The organism is Leucobacter sp. M11, from assembly GCF_035726885.1.
GTDB lineage: Bacteria > Actinomycetota > Actinomycetes > Actinomycetales > Microbacteriaceae > JAPFRB01.
The window spans coordinates 304,184-305,052 of record NZ_JAPFRB010000002.1 but is presented as its reverse complement, the minus strand read 5'-3'; the positions used below and the strand labels follow the sequence as shown (position 1 = coordinate 305,052).

The following is an 869-nucleotide window of genomic DNA, read 5'->3' as shown; positions in this document are numbered from 1 at the left end:
GTTCGGCTTCGAGGAGGACCCGGACGACGAGGGCGAGCGCACCCCGTAGCGGACGCGCGCGCGCCGGTGCGGCGTGCGCGCCCGGCCGCCACACAGAACACCGCCCGACCCCGGCAGACGCTGGGATCGGGCGGTGCGCTGTTTCTGGCGGTTCGGGGACTAGCCCAGGCGCTCCAGCACGTAGTCGATGGCGCGGGTGAGCACGCGCACGTCCTCGGGCTCGATCGCGGTGAAGGTCGCGATGCGGAGCTGGTTCCGCCCGAGCTTGCGGTAGGGCTCGGTGTCGACAATCCCGTTCTGGCGAAGGACCTTCGCGATGGCGGCCGCGTCCACGGACTCGTCGAAGTCCAGGGTCGCGACGACCTGCGAGCGGTGCTCCGGGTCCGTGACAAAGGGGGTGGCCACGGCGGAGGCCTCCGCCCAGTCGTAGAGCACCCCGGAGGACTCGGCGGTGCGGGCGGCGGCCCAGGCGAGCCCGCCGTTCTCGTTCATCCAGGCCACCTGGTTCTCCATCATGGCCAGGGTCGCGAGCGCCGGGGTGTTCAGCGTCTGGTTCAGGCGGGAGTTGCTGACGGCGTGCGAGAGCTTCAGGAAATCGGGGATGTAGCGCCCGCTCGCGGCGATGCGCTCGACGCGCTCGATGGCGGCGGGGGAGAACAGGGCGAACCAGAGGCCACCGTCGGAGGCGAAGTTCTTCTGCGGGGAGAAGTAGTAGACGTCCGCCTCGGCGGCGTCGAAGTCGATCCCACCCGCGGCGCTCGTCGCGTCGATCACGGTCAGCGCGCCCGCGTCGCCCGCCACGCGGGTGACGGGGGCCATCACGCCGGTGGAGGTCTCGTTGTGCGCCCAGGCGTAGACGTCAACGCCCT

General features: G+C 71.3%; 1 protein-coding gene. It reads right to left on the bottom strand.

The annotated features are described in order from the left end of the window. Positions 1 to 159 precede the first annotated feature (159 nt). Positions 160 to 869, bottom strand: a 710-nt coding sequence (locus tag OOT08_RS05700) for an aminotransferase class V-fold PLP-dependent enzyme (protein WP_325091614.1), incomplete at its 5' end; no start/stop codon positions are given.